Origin of the sequence: Mycobacterium sp., assembly GCF_049280035.1 — a bacterium.
In the GTDB taxonomy this organism is placed as follows: Bacteria; Actinomycetota; Actinomycetes; order Mycobacteriales; family Mycobacteriaceae; genus Mycobacterium.
The window spans coordinates 1-4,933 of sequence record NZ_JBAPPI010000475.1 but is presented as its reverse complement, the minus strand read 5'-3'; the positions used below and the strand labels follow the sequence as shown (position 1 = coordinate 4,933).

Here is a 4,933-nt window from a genome sequence, read left to right as displayed (position 1 = left end):
GCAAAAGGGTCGCTGTACTACATCTTCGGCGGCAAAGACGAACTGGTCGCTGCCTACCTGCGGGGGCGCCTCGAAAATTGGCGGCAGGCCGTGGCGGCCGCGCAGGCCGGCGTCGACGACCCGGACGCGAAGATCCTGGCGGTTTTCGATGCGATCGCCGACTACGTGTCGCTTCCCGAGTTTCGGGGCTGCCCCTTCCACAACGCCGCGGCCGAAGTGCCGACAGGGGAGGCCCAGCAGTTAGCGATTAAGGAGTACCGCAGCTGGTTGCGCAGTTCGTTTGGCCAACTGGCCGCTGAGACAGGCGTATCCGACTCCGAAGCGCTGGCCGAGGCGCTGATCGTGCTGTATGACGGGGCGCTGGCCACGGCTAGCACTGCCGAGTCTGCGCATAGCGCGGCGATGACGGCCAAGCGCATCGCGGGGCTCACCCTGGCAGCCGCGCGAGCCTCCAGCTCGGCGCGATCCATGCGCTGACGTCAGTTGTCGGACCTGCTACCCGGACAAGGAGAATTACACATGACGGTATCTGCCAAAGCGCCTTCACGGGAACCGACGGTTCCTGAATCGCAGACTCCTGATCGGGACTATCCCCAGATGGTGGGAAATCGAGGCCTCGTGGAGCCGGCCCCCCGCCGGGTGCGCGGCTACGTCGACGGCGAACTCGTATTCGACACGATCCGGGCTCATTACGTCTGGGAGATTGCCTACTACCCGCAGTACTACATTCCTGCGGCTGACGTCCGTATGGAGCATCTGCAGGACGAAAACCACGTTCAGAAACTGCAGCTCGGCTCTTCGCGGCTGTTTTCGTTGAATTCGGCTGAGCGCATGCAGAAGTCGGCGGCCCGCCTGTACGACTCAGGTCCGGTCGCAGGCAGCGTCCGGTTCGAATGGGACGCGCTCGACTGGTTCGAGGAGGACGAACCGATCATCGGTCATCCCCGCAATCCCTACGTCCGTGTCGACGTGCTGCGCTCTCACCGCCACATCAGGGTCGAAATCGACGGCGTGGTGCTGGCCGAGACATACAGCCCGGTCCTGCTTTTCGAGACAGGACTGCCGACCCGCTACTACATCGACCGCACCGATGTCGCGTTCTCGCACTTGGAGCCAAGCGAAACCCAAACCATATGTCCCTACAAAGGAATCACCTCGCAGTACTGGAACGTCAGAGTCGGAGAGACGGTGTATCCGGACCTCGCGTGGACGTACGACTATCCACTGCGCGAGGTCGCGCCTGTCGCCGGGATGATCGCTTTTTACAACGAGAAGCTCGACATCTTTGTCGACGGAACCGCGCTGTCGCGGCCCGACACCCATTTCACTTAGTGGGAGGGGCACCTCAAAGGCTCGCAACCTGCTCGGCACTCGCGGCTGCCAATTGGTCGGGCGTCGGCCCTGGCCGGTTGTAGGTGCTGTCAATGAGCGGGCGCTGTTGGGCGTCAAGCTGGTCGGCCTGCGCACTTTGCCCCCACGATCGCCGCCAGGCGTTGACAGGCAGGTGCTGGGTCGGGATCAAGATCGCGGTGATGTTGCCTCGAGTCGTCACCACGTTGGCCGGATTGTTGAGTTGTGCGGTGACGTAGTTGTGAAGGGAGGCTGCGCCCGACTCGGCGTTCTGCATTGCCAGCGGAAAGTTGGGGGAGAGCAAAGTGGTGGGATAGTCACTCCATCCGTCGTATTGACGGGCCACCAGTATCACCTGGTTCGCGATGTTGGCGGGGACGCCCTGCTTAGCGGAGACAAGCTGCTCATTGCGGGCAAACGTGTCACCCAACAGCACGAACCGCACCCCCGGCGGGGGTGTGTACTGAGCCAGGTAGAGCGAGACCACTTGCGCTCCGAGACTGAACCCGACAACGGTGTCACCGGATTGCAGTGGAGTATTGGCTAGCGCCGTAACTCCTTCCGCATTGTGTATGCCGTCAGCGGGATAGCGCACTTTGACGCATGGACATAACGTGCCGCCCAACTCGGTTTGGGTCACCGACACCGTCATCCCTCTGACATCGTCGTAGTCAAACGGCTCGACTGTGTAGGTGACGCCGCCCGCCTTGGCTGCGGGGGGATCCATCGACAGCGCCACGATAATGCTCGCCATCACCGCCAACGCCTTGCCTAAGCCACTCATCGCCACCGGCCTGCCGCATCTGATATTGAAGACTGCCAGTGCAAAATACCGCGTGATCAGCCGGAAAACGCGGCGCAACACAAGGGAAGCCCCTCGGCGTGTCTTACGACGAACCCCTGACGGTCAGCGGGCGCCCAGCGGCATTGGCCGCCCTGGTCGGCCCCGCCGCCTTCTCATCTCAAGTGTTCGCAACCTGCTCTGCAGTCGAGGCTGCCAGCTGCTGCGGCGTCGGCCCTGGCCGCTCGTTGTAGGCACTGTCGATGAGCGGGCGCTGTTGGGCGTCAAGCTGGTCGGCCTGCGCACTTTGCCCCCACAATCGCCGCCAGTCGTTGAGGGGCAGGTGCTGGGTCGGGATCAAGATCCCGGTGATGTTGCCCCGAGTGGTCACCACGTTGGCCGGATTGTCGAGGCGGGCGTTGACATAGTCGTGGATGCTGGCCGCGCCGGATCGGGCGTTCTGCATGGCCAGGCTGTAGTTGGGGGATAACAAATTGGTGGGGTAGTCGGTCCATCCGTCGTATTGACGGGCCACCAGTATCACCTGGTCCGCGATGTTGGCGGGGACGCCCTGCCCAAGGGCGTCGATCTGGTCATTATGCGTAAACGTCTCACCCAACAGCACGAACCGCACCCCCGGCGGCGGTGTGTACTTGGCCAGGTAGAGCGAGATCACTTGCGATCCGTTAGAGAACCCGAGCACCGTGTCGCCCGCGTGAAATGGAGTGTTGGCGAGCGCCGTTACTCCTTGCGCATTGTGGAGGCCGTCAGCTGGATAGGGCACCTTGACGCAGGGGCATAACGTACCGCCCAACTGGTTTTTGGTTATCGAGACCGTCACCCCCCTGACTCCGTCGTAGTCAAACGGTTCGACTGTGTAGGTGACGCCGCCCGCATTAGCTACCGGGGGATCCATCGTCAGCGCCAGGATGATGCTCGCCATGACCGCAAACCGCTTGCCTAAGCCATTCATCACCACCGGCCTGCCGCATCGGATGTTGATCACCGTTTGTGCAAACTACCTCGTGATCAGCCGGAAAATGCGGCACAACACGTGGGAAGCCCCGCGGCGTGTCTTACGGCGAGCCCCTGATGGTCAGCGGGCGCTTAGCGGTGAGCAGCGGCATTTTCCGCGCTTGCCCCGCCCGCTCGACCGCAGACGCGATTTGCCGCCCGACCACCCAGCGCTACACCGACAACTCAGGCAATCGGCGCGTGGTTACAGCCCGAAAATGCCCGTTATCGACCAATCCACACTTCAATGCCATCGCTAAGAGCCGAGGCGCGGTGATCACGCCGTGCAGCTTGCCTTGCTTCATCACGGCAATCAGGGGACTGCGCAGCCTGCCCATGATCGTCGCCACTTCGATGATCGTGTCGTCTGCGTTGGCAACGGGCAGTGCTAGCTGACGTTGCGGCAGCAGCTCGCGAATCGTTTTGCCGCCCAACCCCTCCGCGGCCCGGTCGGCCACCGACTCCGCGAGTACGCGGGCCAGCAGCGGATCGTCTTGCACGTAACGGGGCACGATGAAGCGCACGACTTGAGAGGCAGGCAGTACCGCATACACCTGCCCGTACGCAGTTAGTACGACGATTCCGGGCAGGCTGTGTTCGGCAAGCATTCGGGCGGCGTCCAGCGCAGGCGCGTCGATGTCCACCACCGGGAATTCCTCGTCGATCTCCGCTGCCTGCACAACGACCTCCGGGCTCGCTAGATCGTCCGCGCGTCGGGCACGCCGGCACCGAGGGAGTTAAAGGGCGCTCCGCGGTACCGCGACAGCGCGCTGGGGCGCGGCCTCATGCTCACAACGCCCGAGTGGAGGATGAACATCGATTGAGCGTGCGCCCGCTTAGCCATCCGGATGCGAGCACTAGCGGTCTCTTGACAGTCCAGCCCACGGCCTTAACGAGAACTTAACGGTCCGCGCTGACGCCCGGTCCAGATCAGCGCCTGTCAGACGATTGGGGCCGGCGGTCCATCCTGGTCGGCAGGGCCGAGCAGATCGAGTTGCATCCATGCGACGTCGTGCCAGCTGTCGTGTTTCCATTCGACGCGGCGGTAAAGGCCGGCATCCTGAAATCCGAAGGCTCGGTGAAAACCGTTGCTGGCCTCGTTCGGCTGGGTGATGGCGGCGAAGGCACGTCGGTAGCCACGTTCGGTGAGTCGGCGCAGCAGCCGCAGGTAAAGTTCGCGGCCGCCGCCGGTCCGGTGATGGTCGACGTCGACATAGATACCGGTCTCGGCCGACCATTGGAAGGTCGCCAGGCGCTTCAGCGGCTGCCCGTAGGCGAAGCCGACGATCTCATCCCGACGTTCCAGAACGAGCCATTCGTGGGTGGCGCGCGGCCCGGCGATGCGCGAGGCCATCTCGTCGACGGTCGGGACTTCGGTTTCCCAACTAATCGCCGTGCTCTCGACGTACGGGCGGTAAATCGCCACGCAGGCGGCCGCATCCTGCGGGGTAGCCGGGCGCACGCTGCCGCTGCTGGCGTGCATGGCAGTAGTGATGCGCGCACCAGTCCCGCGTTGGGGACGATGGTGCGAATCGTAGGTAAGGAGCTGCTTTTCGGCCCTAGCGGCCGCCACCGCGACCACCGCGGCCGCCACCTCCGCCGCCTCCGACAATGCGGCCTCCGCCGCCTCCGCCTCCGCCTCCGCCGATGATCATCTTCACGGTGCTGGTCTGAATCATGACCGACAATTTATCGCCGAATCCGCCGTTGTTGTGTGAACGGAGGCACCGATTCCGTTTAACAGATGGGGCTGGTTCACCCGTTCAGTTGTCACTGCTGTAGGGCGGC

5 protein-coding genes and 1 pseudogene are annotated in these 4,933 nt (G+C 63.3%); 2 read left to right on the top strand and 4 right to left on the bottom strand.

All coding sequences use genetic code 11. The features are described from left to right. Both WAN71_RS15620 and WAN71_RS15615 read left to right on the top strand, forming a co-directional pair. Positions 1–477: TetR/AcrR family transcriptional regulator (locus tag WAN71_RS15620; RefSeq protein WP_422226200.1), on the top strand; the 477-nt coding region annotated here is incomplete at its 5' end. A 120-nt stretch (positions 478–597) separates the two neighbouring features. After that, on the top strand, positions 598–1,332 hold the full coding sequence (locus WAN71_RS15615; protein WP_422226199.1) for a DUF427 domain-containing protein: 735 nt from the start codon (positions 598–600) through the stop codon (positions 1,330–1,332). Between the two features lie 13 nt (positions 1,333–1,345). Here the strand turns inward: WAN71_RS15615 and WAN71_RS15610 are convergent, their stop codons facing one another. From WAN71_RS15610 to WAN71_RS15595, 4 genes and pseudogenes are all read right to left on the bottom strand, one after another. Continuing rightward, positions 1,346–2,134, bottom strand: a complete 789-nt coding sequence (locus tag WAN71_RS15610; RefSeq protein WP_422226198.1) for a PE-PPE domain-containing protein — start codon at positions 2,132–2,134, stop codon at positions 1,346–1,348. Positions 2,135–2,312: 178 nt separating this feature from the next. Further along, positions 2,313–3,074 (bottom strand): PE-PPE domain-containing protein, encoded by a 762-nt coding sequence (locus WAN71_RS15605; RefSeq protein ID WP_422226197.1) that lies wholly within the window; start codon positions 3,072–3,074, stop codon positions 2,313–2,315. Positions 3,075–3,387: 313 nt separating this feature from the next. Further along, positions 3,388–3,825 (bottom strand): annotated as a pseudogene (locus WAN71_RS15600) (CBS domain-containing protein); the annotation flags it as partial. A 260-nt stretch (positions 3,826–4,085) separates the two neighbouring features. Beyond that, positions 4,086–4,757 (bottom strand): GNAT family N-acetyltransferase, encoded by a 672-nt coding sequence (locus tag WAN71_RS15595; RefSeq protein ID WP_422226196.1) that lies wholly within the window; start codon positions 4,755–4,757, stop codon positions 4,086–4,088. Positions 4,758–4,933: the final 176 nt, after the last annotated feature.

What these genes read in the sequence shown, in the direction of transcription:
- WAN71_RS15615 (WP_422226199.1), top strand. Translation starts at nt 598, where the DNA reads ATGGTGGGAAATCGAGGCCTCGTGGAGCCGGCCCCCCGCCGGGTGCGC.
- WAN71_RS15610 (WP_422226198.1), bottom strand. Translation starts at nt 2,134, where the DNA reads ATGAGTGGCTTAGGCAAGGCGTTGGCGGTGATGGCGAGCATTATCGTG.
- WAN71_RS15605 (WP_422226197.1), bottom strand. Translation starts at nt 3,074, where the DNA reads ATGGCGAGCATCATCCTGGCGCTGACGATGGATCCCCCGGTAGCTAAT.